Annotated in this window: 15 protein-coding genes; 6 read left to right on the forward strand and 9 right to left on the reverse strand. The window is 63.3% G+C overall.

Annotation, left to right across the window (positions count from 1 at the left end):
• Positions 1-421: 421 nt before the first annotated feature.
• Genes DW298_RS10495 through DW298_RS19660 form a run of 4 tightly spaced genes read right to left on the reverse strand, consistent with a single transcriptional unit; the run spans position 422 to position 4,075 of the window.
• Positions 422-1,423 (reverse strand): DUF3644 domain-containing protein, encoded by a 1,002-nt coding sequence (locus DW298_RS10495; protein WP_136042431.1) that lies wholly within the window; start codon positions 1,421-1,423, stop codon positions 422-424.
• Between the two features lie 36 nt (positions 1,424-1,459).
• Complete coding sequence (locus tag DW298_RS10500) at positions 1,460-2,332, reverse strand: hypothetical protein (RefSeq protein WP_136042432.1); 873 nt, start codon at positions 2,330-2,332, stop codon at positions 1,460-1,462.
• Entirely contained in the window at positions 2,332-3,237 is a 906-nt protein-coding gene (locus tag DW298_RS10505; RefSeq protein WP_136042433.1) for an S-4TM family putative pore-forming effector, read from the reverse strand. The genes DW298_RS10500 and DW298_RS10505 overlap by 1 nt, the downstream gene beginning before the upstream one ends.
• 7 nt (positions 3,238-3,244) lie before the next feature.
• Entirely contained in the window at positions 3,245-4,075 is an 831-nt protein-coding gene (locus DW298_RS19660; RefSeq protein WP_240745102.1) for a hypothetical protein, read from the reverse strand.
• A 447-nt stretch (positions 4,076-4,522) separates the two neighbouring features.
• On the opposite strand from DW298_RS19660, the gene DW298_RS10515 reads away from it, so the two are divergent.
• The 5 genes from DW298_RS10515 (at position 4,523) to DW298_RS10535 (ending at position 8,833) form a co-directional block, all read left to right on the forward strand.
• A complete protein-coding gene (locus DW298_RS10515; protein WP_136042434.1) occupies positions 4,523-4,756 on the forward strand; it encodes a hypothetical protein in 234 nt (77 codons plus the stop codon).
• Between the two features lie 54 nt (positions 4,757-4,810).
• Positions 4,811-5,392 carry a hypothetical protein gene (locus DW298_RS10520; RefSeq protein WP_136042435.1) on the forward strand — a complete coding sequence of 194 codons (582 nt, stop codon included), beginning with the start codon at positions 4,811-4,813 and terminating at the stop codon, positions 5,390-5,392.
• A 749-nt stretch (positions 5,393-6,141) separates the two neighbouring features.
• Positions 6,142-6,426, forward strand: a complete 285-nt coding sequence (locus tag DW298_RS10525; protein WP_240745103.1) for a helix-turn-helix domain-containing protein — start codon at positions 6,142-6,144, stop codon at positions 6,424-6,426.
• Positions 6,423-7,658 (forward strand): tyrosine-type recombinase/integrase, encoded by a 1,236-nt coding sequence (locus tag DW298_RS10530; RefSeq protein WP_136042436.1) that lies wholly within the window; start codon positions 6,423-6,425, stop codon positions 7,656-7,658. Before DW298_RS10525 ends, DW298_RS10530 begins: the two co-directional genes overlap by 4 nt.
• A 32-nt stretch (positions 7,659-7,690) precedes the next feature.
• Entirely contained in the window at positions 7,691-8,833 is a 1,143-nt protein-coding gene (locus DW298_RS10535) for a DNA N-6-adenine-methyltransferase (RefSeq protein WP_136042437.1), read from the forward strand.
• A gap of 82 nt (positions 8,834-8,915) precedes the next feature.
• Here DW298_RS10535 and DW298_RS10540 read toward each other — a convergent pair whose 3' ends face one another.
• The 5 genes from DW298_RS10540 to DW298_RS10560 all read right to left on the reverse strand — a co-directional run bounded on the left by DW298_RS10540 (position 8,916) and on the right by DW298_RS10560 (position 14,326).
• Entirely contained in the window at positions 8,916-9,239 is a 324-nt protein-coding gene (locus DW298_RS10540; protein WP_136042438.1) for a hypothetical protein, read from the reverse strand.
• Positions 9,240-9,584: 345 nt separating this feature from the next.
• Complete coding sequence (locus DW298_RS10545) at positions 9,585-10,037, reverse strand: hypothetical protein (RefSeq protein WP_136042439.1); 453 nt, start codon at positions 10,035-10,037, stop codon at positions 9,585-9,587.
• 437 nt (positions 10,038-10,474) lie between these two features.
• A complete protein-coding gene (locus tag DW298_RS10550) occupies positions 10,475-10,774 on the reverse strand; it encodes a hypothetical protein (RefSeq protein ID WP_136042440.1) in 300 nt (99 codons plus the stop codon).
• 211 nt (positions 10,775-10,985) lie between these two features.
• A complete protein-coding gene (locus DW298_RS10555; RefSeq protein WP_136042441.1) occupies positions 10,986-12,437 on the reverse strand; it encodes a DNA polymerase in 1,452 nt (483 codons plus the stop codon).
• Positions 12,437-14,326, reverse strand: coding sequence for a hypothetical protein (locus DW298_RS10560; RefSeq protein ID WP_136042442.1), 1,890 nt, complete (start codon positions 14,324-14,326; stop codon positions 12,437-12,439). Before DW298_RS10560 ends, DW298_RS10555 begins: the two co-directional genes overlap by 1 nt.
• A gap of 12 nt (positions 14,327-14,338) precedes the next feature.
• On the opposite strand from DW298_RS10560, the gene DW298_RS10565 reads away from it, so the two are divergent.
• Positions 14,339-14,734, forward strand: a complete 396-nt coding sequence (locus DW298_RS10565; RefSeq protein WP_136042443.1) for a hypothetical protein — start codon at positions 14,339-14,341, stop codon at positions 14,732-14,734.
• Positions 14,735-15,771: the final 1,037 nt, after the last annotated feature.

Raw genomic sequence — 15,771 nt, forward strand, 5'->3', positions numbered from 1 at the left:
CGTCGAGTCGGGAGAGCGTCCGGCCGGCGACGGCGTCACTGTGGCGATCGGGTTCGAGTCCCCTCAGGTCCACAACGAAACCCGCGAGAGATCGCGGGTTTTCTTGTATTTGCGACTCAATCGCGTGCCCAGAATGCGGGCAATTTATCGTCGCTCTGCCCTCATTCGTCGACAAGGTCTCCTCGCCGGCTCTAGCGGGATACGTCGGGATATCTCGGGGCACCAAGGGCGTTCTCGACGCAGTGCCTACGCCCGGTTCTCAACTGGTTGTTTGTGTGCGCGAGGCTCTCAGCGTCGGTCGATTCCGCGTGCATGCCTCGGAGGCCGCTGTCTTCGTGCTCTTCCGCGTAGGAATGGCGAGTCACGAGCGCGTCGAGGTCTAGCCCGGCATGGAGCAGAATCGGTTCGAGGGTCAAGCCGGTCACTTCGCGGCTCCGCGAAGGCTCGCGCTGTAGCCCTGTCGGGCGCTGTCGTACTGCTCGTCGGTCAGCGAGACCATGTACGCGACCGTTTCCCCAGACCATGAGTGCGAAGCACCGATGGTGTGCTTCCAGGCGTACTTCGGGTTCTCGCGGAGCTGGTCCTGCCAGCACAGCGCCTGGTGATCACGGCTCGTCAGCTTGCGCCCGGTTCGCTTCTCGTTGACCTTCTCGAGCAGCTTGGTCGCACTGAACGGGTGCGTCTGGTTGGGATCGGTCTTGCGGATCGCAATCTGCCCGTCAGCGGTAGGCGACACTGCAACCACGAGGTCTGCGCTGCTCATCTTCTTCTGCGATTGCATGTGGATGTCGTAGACCGTGGCCACGCGTCCCATGTCGCCGCCTGCCGCCTGAGCGTCGTCCATCAGTTGACGAAGCTCGGATATGAAGTCCTCGACTTCGGCAACCATCGTGGCGTTCTTGTCGACTTTCATGAACTGCACGGCATCGGCTGGCGCCGTCGCACCGAGCGGGAGCAACTGCCACGTCATTGAGTCGGCCAGGTCTTTCTTGAACTTGGCGACCATGAAGTCCCGATAGTTGAGGATGTTCTGCTGCAGGAACGGGTAGATGACCGCGCCGAGACCCTGCGCGTTGTAGAGGTGAATCGCGCGGTCCCGATACTCGGTGAGCGCTTTGACGTTCGCCACGACGGCAGGGCCATCGATGTCCGCTGGCCAGAGCTTGCTGGCGCTAACACGTCCGAGCGCGTCGTCGATTGCGATTGACCGATAGCGTTCGCCGCGCTTCTTTGGGTAGAAGATCGATCGGCTCTTCTGCCGTAGGGTGGCCTTCAGCGCCAGCTCCCACGCGTTGACGATGAGCATGACAGTGACTTCGTCTCGGTACGTCATCTGCGGCTTGTTGTACACCTCGACGGCCGCGAGCATTGCGGCGAGTGAGTTGTCGACCAGACGCTTGATGGAGACGTACGGTGCGCTCATCGACGGGCTCCTCGGGGCGGAACTGCGAACAATTGACTAGCTCGGGAAACTCGTTCCGAGGACGATCCGCCAAAGCCGTTTCGCCTCGGCGTGGTCGCCGCGAGCCTCCGCCTCGTTGGCCTTCCGCGCTCGGTCCGCGGCCGCATTGAGTGCACCGATCAGGTTCTGGCGGCCGATTGATGTGAGGTACGAACTCAGGTCTCCGCTGTATCCGCCCGGATCGTTCACGTACAGCCTGTTCGGCGCCCACTCGAAGAACTTCTGGAGCGCGTCCCTATAGTTACTCCCCAGAGAGCTGAACGTCGAGGAAGCAACAGTCTCGAGGTGAAACGAACGAAACCGCTTCGAGTGCGCACGGTTCCAGGCCTTCGCCAGTCTGACCAACGCACTCAAGTGGTAGTTCAATGCCTTGTTCTTGTCGCTGTACCAGGTGTTCGCGATGGTCGGAGCAGTCAGGATCCATCCACCCGACCCATCGGGCAGGTGATACACGTCGTTTCCTCGATGGAAGACAGGTGCGACGTCGACGTGCCCGCCTGTCTGGTAAAACACTCGGATTGCCTGGCCACGCGTGCCGACCTGCTGGATTTTAGTGCCCGCGTACGCCTGCCGGATTCGGTAGATGAAGGCTTGCGAGTCGTTCGAATACTTGTCCTGCCAGACTCGCTTCTCGTTAGAGAAGACCGCCAGCACGTCGATGTCGTCGAGCGGCCGGATGATCGTGTTCTTCGACGCGGATCCCATGAGGATGCCTTTGAAGTAGGGCATGTCTGACGTCGGCGGAAAGGCAGCAGCCATGTCTTTGTCGACCGAGTTCTTGCGAGCCGGGATGAAGCTCGACTTCTGGTTGTCGGTCGCGGTGATGTCCTCGAGGAACTGCGTGAATGCCTGTGCCGTCGTTAGCGCCATTACTTCTTTCTCCGGAGTCGTTTTGAAGCAGCGTGCATCGCGGCCTCGTTGCGCTTGCGCGTGATCTTGTACAGCCAGTCCGGCACCTGCGGAGTCGTGCGTCGCAGATCGTAGAGCTGAGTCTGCCATGAGATGAGTTCTTGCCCGAGAATCGGCTCCTTATCTTCAAGGCGCGACTCGATCGTGCGAGCGAGATCAGCCCGGTCCTCCGCCGCGCGCCAAGTGCTGCGCAAATAGTCGGCGACATCTAGCACGGCCGGCAGGACCGGGAGGAGCACGCCGAGCAGAATCAACCCGAAGGCAAGACCACTGAGCGAGCTCCATGTGAGCAGGACCGCCAGCCACACCACGGTGACGATCGCCCAGACAATGACGGCGGTGCGAATGAGTCGATCGGTGTACGAGGCATTGGCGCGCTGCGCAATTGCGATGGTCTCCGCACCGGGATGGCTCGGATCGACGTCATACCAGTCGACGAGTCGCTCACGCCGAGCGGCGGCACGCAGGCCCTGATTGTCGCGAATCAGCAATTCGATGTCCTCGATGGTTGGCCGCGAAGCACGCTCGATCGTCTCCGGCATCTGGAAGATGTAGAGATCCAGCTCTTCCTGGACAGCTGCTGCTTTCGTCATCGTCCGAACTTCAGCTGCTGTCAGGAACGTGCGCCCTGCAAAGAGCCAGATACCAGTGATCGCACCGACTGCGACCGCAGACCCCGGACTGAGTATCGAGACAAACGGTGCGGCGACCCCGAGGACCAGCAACCCGATCCACCGCGCTCCTTGCCAACGCTTCGCTCGGGTGTACAGACGACGCTGTGCGAGCAAAAGGCGCAGCGCTTCGTCATCGTTCTGCCGAGTCGCAATCGAGGCGCTCGTCGGCGGTGTGTAGTCCTGGCCCGTCATTGGGACCTCACCGGTTGAAGAGCAGCTTCAACTGCTCGATCGCTTTGGCATGATCGTCGGCGAGGTGGTAACTTACGGCGCGCCCAGACCGCAGGACTGCTGTGTCGAGTTTCGACAGCGCATCCGCTTTCGTGGAATCTGATGAGCACGAGCCAAAGCGTGAACCGAGGCCGGTCGGATCGTTCATCGAGGCGAGCTCGACGCTCTGAAGATGCTTGATGGCGTAGTGCAGATCGATGACCGGAACGTAGGCCGTCTCATCGCTCAGGAACTTGGCCGCCCGCATCTCTAGGTAGCAAGACGAAACCGGCACGTTCCGCTGGTACTTCCAGATCTTGAGGTGTCGCGCCAGCTTCTTCGCTCCACCGCCACTGTGCTTCGCATTGATCTCGTTGACGTATTTGTTGTGTTCCTCCGGAAAGCTCTTCATCCAGCCGCCCCGGGGATCGGCGATCATGTAACCGCCCCCAGCGGCGATGTATCCGGGAACGACCTCGACGATCCCGTCCGAGAAATGGCAGACAACCGCAGGTTGACGAATGGTGATGGTTGTTGAGGTGAAGCGCGCCTGCAACGCGTCCTTGACCTTGATGAGCATGGTCAGCGGCGAGGTCGGCTGAATCCCCTTGAGCGATACGAGGTAGTCGGCGTCGCTGTATCGCCAGACCCCAGTGCCATGCCGGAGCGAGCCGATCTCGAACATGCGATGCACGCCGAGCACGTAGTCGAGACGTGCCTCGATGGAGGCCTTGTGACCCTTGGCGCCGTCAAACTGCGACGCTATCGGCGTGAAGAGCGACGCCAGGTCATTGAGCCATGAGGTTGCGGTCGCTGCCATCAGGATTCCACCTCACTCTGGAGACCGAGCACATAACGTGCAGTGTTCGTGACGTCCTTGGGTTTGGCCACGGGAACATCAATCTCTCCCGTGAAGACCTCGTTGTGATCACGAGCCGTCAACTGCCAGCCGCGAGGGCGGACTTGCGTCGCGCTTCGGCGCGGTCAATCAGGCTCATGTTTAAAGGGTACCGACGGCCTCCGACAACTGCGCCGGCCGCGCCGCCCACGCCGAGAGTTTGGCGAGATCTGTTCGCCTTGCGCGGTGGGGCAATCGGACTAGATATCGTTTTACTTGCGGGTACATCTGCATCAGGTATCTCATGATCAGGCTTTTTAGTGGATACCTCCGGTACAGAGGTCACGGCCCGCGACCTCGCTCACGTTACAATCCGCAGCCCCGTTCCTTTGCATGCCAAGATCGCCCTGAGTAGAAGGAGGAACACATATGGGCAATCCGGCATGGGGTCACGGCTACCACAAGGGTTTCGGCGACGGAGCGAAGCAAGGTGGCGTCGTCGGCGCTCTGATCACGCTGGGGGCCACCGGCCTTGTCGTGGGCGGCAAGTGGGCGGTTGGCAAGCTTCGCGAACGCAGTTTGGCGAAGCAGCCCGCGTCTGAACCAGTAACCGATGCGCCGGACGACGACGACCAAGGTTCGCAGACCAGTTCGGCCGTCTGACCGGGCAATGGCCGAAGACCCCTTGGTACGCCGAGCGTCGGGCGCGGTGGCAGCTTGAGCACACCAGCCTGCTGCTCGTGGCCGAGCAGCGCGCCCGACTATGGTGGCGATCACGCGAAACGAGGCTTCTTCTACGACGAGAAGCTGACCTCGAAAGATGGACTCTTCAGTGAGATGGTTCGCGCGCTCTACGGTGATCCGCCGCTCAACAGCGGACCGAACGCGAAGACGCCTTGGCTTACGAGACTCAAGGCTGACGGGGTGTTTCTGCTTGATCTGGCCGCGGAGCCGGTGACCTATCACGGGGCAGGTGAACGAGCGGCTGCGCTCCGCCGGAATATTGAAGCAACCGTGACCCAGGCGTCGTCTCAAGGCCCCGAGGGCATCGTTTTGGTGAAGCGCAACGTCTTCGAGCTGCTGAACGCACCCTGCGCGGCGCCCGCCTCCCCGCACTTCACGACGACTTCGTCCCGTTCCCGGGCAGTGGTCAGCAGCGCCGATTCCGCGAGCTGTTCGCACAGGCGATCAGCTCATTGGATGGCTACGCGACAACGTGAAGAAGGCGGCACCGGCCGGGGAGCGGCGAAGCACTCCATCCAGTCGATGCTGCCAAGTCGCGCGGTTGCCTCGAAATGAGGTGACGGTGGATCACGTACCTGATCGCGGCGACCCACTCCCGCTCGGCACGACCTTGATCTGCTCGGCTTCTGGCCAGCGCCCCTGGAGCACCACGGCTCACGCCAGCGCGTCGAAGTAGTTCGCGAAACGTGCCGACGACATAGTCCTCGACATCGGCGAAGTCGCGTACGACGAGTTCCTCCCCGATCACCCGACGGAAGGTAGATCCCTTCGACCATCGTCATCTCCTTGCTCTATGCGGCCGGCGAACCAGTTGGTTCACCGGGCAAGCCGCGGCAGAACACGTCCTTCGTGGAGAACTTCGAAGAGGCGACAAACAACCTCGCCATCGTTCTAGGGGCAGTCACCTGCGTCGACCCATCCGACTGATCCCCCGGCGGGCCCGGGCTGTGCCGACGCCATTGCCAGCGGCACAGCGCGAGAGTCCGGCCGCAGAGTTCTAAGCCGCCACGCGGGCAGCCAAGGACAGTACGTCGTCGAGGCTCGGCGTCACAACTGTCTCGTAGTGTTGCGGCACTTTCGCCGCGTTGAACACGGAAGACCAAGATCTCTCGGTGACCGCGACGTCGCAACAGGAGATCAACCGATTGGAACTTCACCACGTGCGTGGGTGCAACCTCCCTGGCCCAACGCGGGTAGCGACTCCTGAGATGGAGCTCGCCAGAATGATCTCCGTATGTGTCGACGTGGCTGCCACCCACCAGCCGTGTCACACCCCTTTCACCGAGACCGCGCATAGACCAGGTATGACCACCCCCGACTTGAACGCAATAATCCAACTGGCGGCAATCGTCGCGGAGCAGAACTCCGCTCCAGAACCCGAAGCGTCTCCCGCGCACATGCGCGAGGATGAACTGCCGGACCTTCTCACCCTCACGGAAACTGCCCAGTACCTGCGCGTGAGGCCGAAGACGCTTCGCAATTGGAGCTCCCTCGGTAAGGGACCGAAGACGCTACGTCTGGGCGGCCGCGTGGTCTATCGCCGAGCTGACGTGCTCGCGTTCCGCGACAACCAGGCGGTGGCGGCATGACTCGCGCAGCGTTGAAGCCCGGCGAAATCGGGGAGCCGTCCATTCGCGTCGTCGACGGTGGCTATCAGGTACGTGTCCGCTTCCGCCGCCACGACGGCGAGCTGTCTCGTACCTCCGCAACGGGACGCACCAAGACCCTCGCGGTCCGCGCGGCGCGCGAGAAGGCTTCCGCTCGCATGTCAGACCGAAATGGTGCGGCCGTTGGCGCGTCACCTCTCACCCCCGACTCGACCGTCGACGAGCTCGCTGCCGAGTTTCTCGCAACGTTGCGACACCGCTCAACGCACCTGAAGACACGCTCAATCACGAACAAGATTCATACGGTGCGCAAACACATCATCGGCTCCTCATTGGGAGGCATGACTCTGCGCCAACTCACTGTGGGGGCGATATCACGTCACCATGCCGCGCTCGTGTCGCAGAACAAGGTGTCCACCGCACGTCAGACCGTCAGCGCTCTCCGAGAGCTTCTGGCTTTCGCCGCCGAGGACGACCTGGTGCGCGGGAACGTCGCGGTCGAATTCCGCGTGAAGCGACCTGCGACGAAGATGAAGTTCGTCCCCGAGGTCAGTGACGTGCAACTCCTCCGAGACGCAGCCCGTGCGTATCGAGACCGTCCGGGCCGGATGGGCCCGCGCCCGACTCCCCTGTTGCTTGATGCCATCGACGTCATACTCGGCACCGGACTACGCATCGGGGAGGTTCTCGGCCTCCGGTGGACCGACCTGCACCTGGACGGCCCCTCACCGACACTCGAGGTCCTCGGAACGGTAATCGAGGGGCAGGGCGTGAAGAAGCACTGGCAATCGGGCCCCAAGACGATGAAGTCCGAGCGCACCTTCCCTCTCGACGAAGCCCTCGTTGCGACCCTACGCCGCCGGCAAGCCGAAAGCATGGGCGGCACCAACTACGTCTTCGAAACCAGCTCGGGAGCTCCGGTCGGTCCGCACCAGTGGCGCGTGCAGTTGTGGAAGGTCCGAGACTGGGCACTCGAAGAAGGAAGCGAGCTCGCCGTACATGGAGAGATAGGCGCTCATGCGCTTCGACGGGCCGTCGCTACGCTCGTCGCCGATAAGACGGATGTGGTGACCGCCGCGCGGCTGCTCGGACAGCGCGAGACGGGAGTAACCGAACGTCACTACGCGCGCCGGAATCCTCATGCCCCCGACGTGCGCAACATCCTCTCCGCGTTCGCCGACACGGGCCCCGTGAGGGAGGTCGAGCTCGACTAGCACTGTGAGGCCGTCGCCGCGGACGACTCCCCGTGGCACATAAGCTGTTGGGCGTGCATGTGCCGCTCGCAACCCACCCTTTTGCGGATATGCTGCCCCGGCTCGTCGAAGACGAGATGGATGCGCTGGCTCAGGACATTGCTACGCATGGACAGCGTGAGCCGGCGACGGTGTGGACGGACACCGACGGCGTTTCGTGGCTTATTGACGGCCGGCACCGCGCTGAGGCCGCGCAACGCATCGGAGTGCCTCTGCGCACAACGCTCTTCGAAGGCACCGAGGAGGAGGCACGCGCTCTGGTGATGTCTCTCAACGTGCACAGGAGGCACCTCAGCACATCCCAGCGAGCACTCGCGGCGGGCGCACTGGCACGACGACAACGCGGCGGTGTATCAGGGCATCCGGCAGGACTTCCGCTTGCTCCGACGCAGGCGCAAGCAGCACGGTCAGCCGGCGTTTCCGAACGCCTCGTTCGCGATGGAGCAGCCGTGATTACACACAACGACGCGGAGATCATCCGTGCTGTCGCCAACGGCGAACTGAGTGTGACAGCCGCCGCTGCCACAATTCGCGCAAGCCGAAGCGACCGGCAAGCAGCCGCTGCGCTATTTCTCGCACACCGGCGATCTTCCGCATCAGACTCATGGTTGACTCCGCCCTGGATTCTCGAGCGAGCCACCGCATGCCTCGGCGGAATCGACGGCGACGTTGCCGCGGCTCCGGAACACAACGTTCCCGCCAACTGGCATATAACCGCGGAGGATGACGCGCTCGCCCGCCCGAACTGGGCCAACGCCGATGGGAGTGCATCTCGGCTGTGGGTCAACCCACCATACGGGGTCGGTGGACGCGGCCCCGGCGATTGGACACGTCGGGTGGTGAGCGAGTGGGAATCAGGGACAGTGGCGGCCGCTCTGTTGCTTCTCCCCGCCCGACCGGGCGCGCACTGGCAGCAAGAGCTCGCTCGTTTCCCGCGCCTCGAGTTCCGAGGGCACCTCACTTTTGAACCCGGTGAGGGAAACCCTGCCCGTGCTCGTTGGGAAACTGGGAACAGGTCTGAGGCACCGTTCGCCAGCATCCTCGTCGGAGTCGGCCTGGAGCCGTCAGATCTTCATGGTCACTTCTCGGATGTGGGCGTCGTGTTCACCGCGTTCCTGCCAGAAACGTCAGCGTAGGGGCACTGGAGAGTCGCCGAGATTCCGAAAGCGACCGAGTCTCCGCCTCTACTAGTCGCGACGACGAACTCTCAGCGCTCCATCACGCCATGAGCCAACCAGGCAACGCCTCGTCGAGACGCGTGCGCTGCTCACCGGGCAACGCACCGCTACACGCCAGCTCCTGCTGACGACGCAGCCAGGTCCCCGCGCTCTCCACCGATGACGAGTATCCGATTTCGAGTTCTTCCATCCATGCCTCGGTGCGCATCGCCTCGGCGTCGACTTCGCGCCAGTCGGGCAACAACTCATCCAGGAAGCTGAGCTGTTCGGGCGACAGTTCGCCAACAGCGGCCTCCAGCTGGGACTCTTCGATGAAGGCGGCGGCTTCGTAAGCATTCATGAGTTTCTGTTCCTCTGCGGTCACGGACGCGGCTCGGTTGGCTGCGTCGTTACCGTCTCTATGCGCGGTGCTCGTCGCTGCGGTGTCCATGCACCGCTAGCGGCCGACCGGGTGCGGGGCGCCGGCGGACCTCGACGCGCCGCAGCGCAGCCATTCCCCACAGCGGAAGGGCGCGGGCAACGCTGCCTCGCCCGACGCGACTATGCATCGACTCTTTGAACGGCCACACCCCGCATCGGAACAGCTGCTCGTCTGCACGGAAATCGATCCCTGCTGCCGACAGTGCGGAGCGGACGAACTTCGGCTCGACAGGAACTGCAGGGAGGTGCGGCCGCTGAAGCCTCTCAGCGGCCGCACCACCCTCAGCGTCTAGAACTCGACGTCGTCGGCATGCGCATCGCACTTCGTGCAGCCGCAGTCGGGCCACTCGAGCGACGGAGCGAGTGGCGCCACGGGTTCGTTGCCAACTTCCCACTCGCGCCACGGGTCGACGTCGCCGCTGAGCCACAGTCCGAGCCTGAACTCGAAGTCCTGTCGGAACGACTTCATCAGCTTGTGCGTCCGCACCCCTCCTTCGAACACCTCCACACCGTATGAGTAGTTCACGCCGCACAAGACGACTGAGAACCCGTCGCGCTGGGAGACGTTCAACGCCTGCGGGTGCAAACGGGCAAAGTCTTCAGCGGTGGCCTCGTACGCGTCGATGTCGATGATGAGCAGCGCGTCCCCGTTTCCTCGGATATACAGGTCTGCGACCTCGGGCTCCGGGAGACGAGCGTCGCCGCTCGTCGAGTCCGTCGTGTCAGGTAGATTCGATGCCATTTCAATTGCCTTATCTTGAATCGTGTCGGTCAGTCCGGCATGTCTCGCGCCGGACTTTCGCCCTATGCGCGAGCTCAGTTGACGCGGAGAAGAGACACTGGGCGAACACCGATAGGACTGCGTCGCGTTTGTGGTCAATCCTGTTGCGGCGTCGGAGGACGCGGTCCAGGTGATTTACCTCGACGTGTGGCGAGTGGATAAGAAGCGGTCACCGTCCTCGTCGCGCACTGTCTACTTCCCGCGCATCCATGAGCGCGCTGGCAGCGGGAGCTACCTCGCTTCCCCTGGACCTTTCATGGCATCTGATGCCTTAGGACAGCGAGGGCAACTCAAGTCGCGCCCGCCGGCAAGAAGGCACTAGATCGGAGACATCTATCGCCAGCATCCTTGTGGGTGTGGTCGTGGAGGCATCGGATCTTCAGGCCCGTGTACTCGGATTAAGCCATGAGCCAGCCCGGCAGCGCCGCATCTAGACGGACTCGCTGCGCTGCAGGCAACGCCCCGCTACGAGCCAACCGCTGCTGCGTCCCTAGCCACGTCGTTGCACTTTCTACCGACGAGGAGTAGCCGATGTTGAGTTCCTCGAGCCACACCTCCGTGCGCATCGCTTCGGCGTCCACGTCTCTCCAATCGGGCAGGATCTCGTCAAGATACGCGATCTGATCCGGAGACAGTTCTCCTACGGCATCCTCGAGCTGGCACTCTTCGATGAAGTCGGCGGCTTCGTAGGCGTTCATAGCTGGTTCTTCTCTCGTTTCAGAAACTGCGGGGTTTCGCATCTGACTTCTTCATGCGCGGTGCTCTTCCCAAACTGGTTCGCTGCCAGGCACGCAGAGCCGGCGAAGCGGTTCGCTGGTCACGGCGTCCAAGCCGAGCAGGACCGCAACCGCCAGTTCTCGGGGCAGACGGAAAATCTCCATCTGTCCCGGCGGTTCGGCGCAGCGGTCGTCAGAGGGCTCGCCAGTGCGGCCCGAGGACGACTGGTGAAGCGTTGATGGTGACGTCGCCGCATCGCGTGGGCATGAACCGCCCGAGCACTTCCATCACGGCGTCCACTTCTCGCTCCGGCGTCTCGATGATGAGCTCGTCGTGCATGGGTAGCCAGATGTGCGCCCCCTTGGGGAGGTTGTCGTGAACGTCGAGAGCGGACTTCTGGAACAAGTCATAGGCGGTCGACTGGATGAGGAGGTTGGCTCGGGCATGGGCGCTTTCTACGATTCCGAGCATCCGACCGCTCTCCAAGCGCACGCGCTCCATTCCGCGCTGCGCGTCCAACCATCCCTTCGCCACGGGATATGGCTTCCACAGCGCATCTCGGACAGCGCGTGCCTCGGCGGTGGAGCATCCGAGCATCCGTGCGGTGCGACCCACGGTCGCGCCGTACATCGTGGAGATGATGATGAGCTTGAAGGTCTTCCGAAACGCGAGCCCGTCGAATCCGGCGCGCTCAGCAGCACTCACGTACGGGTCGCCGTTGGCCAGGTCGTGCGCGAGCACCTCGTCCCCGCTGAGAGCAGCCAAGACTCGCGGCTCGACGCCGTCATAGTCTGCAGTGACGAGCACGTGTCCGGGACGCGCGAGCAGGAGCGGACGCATGTCCTTCGCGACGTTGTTGAGTGCGGGCCCCTTCGACGACACACGACCGCTCACCTGGGCAAAGGGTGCAAGTGTCGTGTGGACCTTCCCGCGACGAGTCGCAGCCCTGAGCTCCCGAGCCTTCGGGAGACGCCGCCTGATGTGCAGAATGTTCTCGTACAGCTCAGCGACGGCGAGCGCTGCCGAGTTGTTCTCGACCTGGCGACCGCCCCAATCATCGCTGGCAGGACCATCGACCTGAACTCCTCGCTCTCCGAGCCAGCGCACGACGGCGTCCTCGTTCGCCCGGTCGAGGGGGTCGAAGGTCATCAGGTCCTTGACCTGTCGACGGACGTTCGCCATCTCGTCGACCGCCGCGTTGAGGCGCTCGACGTCGACCCGGATGCCCCGAGCGGTGGAGTTGGCGAGCACCGCTTCGAAACGAGATGCCTCGATGGCGTAGCGTCCCGCGCCGGGGTCGGCGCGCGCCGTTGTAAGCATGGCCTGCGCCGTTCCTGTCGGCTCGGCGCCCTTGACGCTGTGGTGAACGAGCCACGGCGTCGTCGCGTTTCGGACCCACATCCAGCCGGGCACACCGCTCCTCTTGATGAGCTCGGTCACGGTTGCGGTCCGCGTCCAGAGCCTGTGGTCGGGTAGCTCTCGCGACCAGAGACGTTCGAGGAAGTCGCCGTGGTCGCGGAGCTCGATGGTCCACTCCCCGGCGATGATGAGCTCGTGACCGCGGAGATACCCGACGAGCGGTTTAGGCGCGCTCGCGACCCAGCGGGTGAAGTCGGTTCCCGAAGCCGGTGTGAGGTACCGCATCAGTACACCTCCTTCTTCATACGCGCATCGCGCGCCTTCTGCTCCTGGGCCGTGAGCGGCTCGCGGACGAGTGGCTCCTGAACGCCCATCTGAAGGTCGCGCATGCTGTAGGCGTCGACTTTGAACTGCCACCGGCCACCTTTGTCGACAGCATCGACGACGAAAACACGCTCACCCACGATGACCTTGCGCCGCCGCAGACGCTTGAGCGCCTGCGACCAGCGGGCGCCGAGCTGTCGAGGGCCGATGCCGGTGAGGTCGTCCGGCACGAACATGTCGACGTCGCTGGTGAGTACCGCCTTCGCGAAGTCGGCAGCCGGCATAGGGCGGTCAACAACTTTCCAGGCATACTCGAGGGCCGGGCCCCACGCTTCGACGAGCGGGTCCGCCCCTGCGACGTCCTTGTTCCACCCTTCGAGGGCCTGCGTGGCAATCGACGTGTCGCCCTTCTTCACCCAGCTCAACGCACCGAGGATGCGCTGCGACCAGGAGGGAGGAAAGCCCATGGGGAGGATTTCGAACGCCGGGCCCTGCTGAATGCCTCGAAGGACCATGGTGTGCGCTGCAGCGAGCAAGGTAGGTCGGTTCTCCATGATGTGGCGGGTGAGGTCCGGCACCGAGTACCTGCGCCCGGTTGCCATCTCGAGGAGCGACTTCTCGAGCCTCATAGAGAACCAACGACGAGCATGGTCGTCAGCGATGGTGACGTTGTTACCGCACGCCGTGGTGATGATGCCGCTGACGGGGACGAGTCGGTTGACGCCAAGCTCGCGGATGCTTTCGGCGCCGTCCTCAGCGGTGATGACCTTTCCGACGAACGGGCTGTTGAGGGGGCCTCGAACCTCATCGTTGTGGAAGAACCTGGTCGAGCGCGTGAGCAGAGCGGAAGCGAGAGACTTCTTACTCTCTGTGTCCTCTCCCCTTCCCAGGTTCCATTCCGTCGCCGCCTTGGACCCCTGTCCGAGAACTCGGCAGGCCTGGGCCGCGAAGCTCTTGCCCGTTCCGATTTCGTTTGCATCCCAGAGGAAGCCGATAGTTGCGGTGACGGCCGAGCGGGCACAGCTCGTCAGCATCGCCGCCATCATCCGCGCGCGGTCCCGCGGCGCGGCCCAGGGGAAGTCCTCGCAGAGCGCGTCCAGCATCTCGAAAGCAGCCTGAGCGTCCTCCTCGGTCGGCTCGTCGGGCACTGAGTATCCTTCCTGCCAGCGCCAGCGGTCCCGGTGCCCCATGATGAGCACTGCGCGCGCCGCGCGGTCATAGCCGGGCTTGGTGATGAGTCGGTCGTTGACGATGGACGGCTCGTGGACGATGTGCTCGACGGGCGGGCACATCGCACGGAGACGCATCATCACGGTCCCCAAGACTCCGCTGGGGATGTTGCTCGTCGGACGGGCGCCGTCTTTGGTGCTCAGCATTGGCTGAATGGCGAGCAGGAGCAGCACGAGCATGTCGTCGCGGGAGTCCCACCGGATGATTTCTCCTGAGGGGGTGACGCTGAGCAGCCGTGCGGGGTTGCCGCCCGTCCCCGGTTCGCTGAAGACCAGCGGGAGGTCGCTGTCTGACTGTTGGGTTGCCGAGGCGATGATGGTCGCGATACGCGTGGCCATCTTCTCGATGGTTTCGTCGACCATGACGTTCTCGTGCTTCGCACCCCAGATGAAAGGGGCGCTCGTTACGACGGCTCCACTCTTCTCGAGACCGGCGAGCGCCGCCTCGGGGGAATCATCCAGCAGGTCGAAGGCGGTCCAGACCTTCCCCTCCTGGACCTCGACCTTGGGGTTCTCCCTGTTGTAGCTATCTCGGGCGATTGCGATGTCTCGTGGCAGCGTGCGGAGGTCGATGGCTTGCGAAGTGGGCGCCGTCGAAGACTCCGAGGCCCAGTCCAGCATTGCACCGAGCCGATGAACCTCGGACACACCGAGACGCGTCGGGAGTCCCCGAGTGCCGCGAGCGAGGTCAGCCGCTGGGACGAACCCGGTGGTCATGAGTTCGGCGACGGCCATTCCATCGATGATGATGGCGTGCGCGGCCATGGTGCTCGCGTCGTCAATATGCACCATGAGGTACTTCCACACGTCGTCGCGCTCAACCCAATCGATGGAATCGAGGATGTCGCGGGTGCCCGTGAACCCGATGGCGTCGTGGAGCCAATCGTGGTCTGCCATGGGCAGACGCAGCGCGGCGAGTCCGCCGCCGAGCTCGATGTCGACAGCGCCGCCTTCCATCCGCCGTGCCTGGATGCCGTGTCTGGCGAGTTCCGCGATGGTCAGGTCGGGAGCGATGAGGTGGACGCTTGAGGGGCTGACAGTGGCCAGCCCCTCACTCTGTGCCGTCGCACCGGTGTCGGCCCGGCGGGGCCTCCAGGTACCGTCGAGGGTCTGTCCGGTCGACAGCTCGCTGACGCGACCAACGTCAGCGCGCTTAGGGGTGATGGAGAGGGTGTGGCCGCCAACATCGGCCGAATGTAGGGAACTCATTGCGTAGTCTTCCTGGAGAAACGTGGACGGCCGCTGGTCTGCGGCCGTGGCCTCACCTGGTGGTGACGCCGGGCTTGTCGCTCCCCTACCGGGCGAGCGATGTGCCCCCTATGCGCGAGGTCTGCGAGTGCTAAATCAGACATCTGCTGCGTTTTTCTGGCGAGCCCATCGCGGACCCGTTCAGGTTGCGACTCTGCCCCTATGCGCGTCACCCGCAGACGGCCACAGACGACTACCTGATCCGGGACATCTGGTCGCCGCCGCGGGTCCGAGATCCAGGACAAGTCGTCGATCCATTGGCTCATCCACACAGTTCGAGGGGATCAACTGCACCCCCGAGATCGCCGTCATGACGCCAAAGTCGGCGAAGTGATGCAGTAAACGGTGCGTCAGCGGCCTTCCCTCCGAAGACCGATGGATACCGCTAGCGCTGAAGCAGCCAAGGTCGCTTTCGACCCTTCAACTGCGCCTCTCCCTCTCGATCCCTGGAACTGCAAGGAACTTCGGCGGGCAGTTGACGCCTTGCAACTGCATGCTGCCGACCGTTTGGCCGTTCGCACCCCGTCCCCGCGCCCTTCGGATGACCGTGCACACGTACGCGGGGCCACAGGCGGATGCGCCTCCTTGTTTATCGCTCAGTCACATCGGGCATGCGCCGTCATCGCGGTCTCGCAGCGATACGGCGGGTATACGGCGCCGATATGGCGGGGATATAGCAGCCATGCAGTAGCGATACATCGTCGATATCGCAGGGTCGTAGCAGGCATTCAGCAACGACGTAGCCACCACGCATCACGGATATAGCAAGGATATAGAGGCAATAAGGAGACACTAGGGACGCAACATAGATATGGCAG

This window comes from Microbacterium sp. A20 (genome assembly GCF_004794515.1).
Taxonomy (GTDB): domain Bacteria; phylum Actinomycetota; class Actinomycetes; order Actinomycetales; family Microbacteriaceae; genus Microbacterium.